Source organism: Vibrio sp. 1401 (assembly GCF_033340295.1).
In genome coordinates, this window is sequence record NZ_JAWOWF010000626.1 from 1 (window position 1) to 576 (window position 576).

At 44.6% G+C, this 576-nt stretch carries 1 protein-coding gene; it reads left to right on the forward strand.

What is annotated here, in order from left to right; translation table 11 throughout:
* The coding region (locus tag R7Z77_RS27225; RefSeq protein ID WP_318137288.1) for a TonB-dependent receptor domain-containing protein at window positions 1–448 on the forward strand (448 nt) is incomplete at its 5' end.
* Between the last annotated feature and the right edge of the window lie 128 nt (window positions 449–576).

Consider the following 576-nt stretch of genomic DNA (forward strand, 5'->3'; position numbering starts at 1 on the left):
TTACCGCATTAATGTGGATGAAGCTGTTACTCAGGGTGTAGAAGCAACGTTGGCGAAACCACTAACCGAGACTATCTACTTAAGCTCAAGCTATACCTTTACCGACTCGGAGCAAAAAACGGGTGAATACAAAGGCATGCCACTTCAGCAACTTCCAAAGCATCTGTTTAATGTTGATGTCACTTGGCAAACAACAGACAACCTAGAGAGTTGGACGAAAGTGACCTACCGAGGCAAAGAAATGGATCCGGTCACTGGCCCATCACGCAACAGCATCGTTGAACCTGCTTATACGTTTGTAGATGCCGGCGTAACGTATCAGTTGACGGATAACACCAAGATCAAAGGTGCGATTTACAACCTGTTCGATGAAGACATCAACTACAAAGAATATGGGTACGTCGAAGATGGACGTCGTTACTGGTTAGGGTTAGACGTAGCGTTCTAATCTCTTTCAAAGAAGGCTGGGCTATGTCCCAGCCTTTTTAAATCATGCTTTACTATGATTCATTAGGTGCGTTTTTCAGCCTTATCAGGTACTATCTGTGCCACGAAATTTTTGGTGGGGCGAAGGAT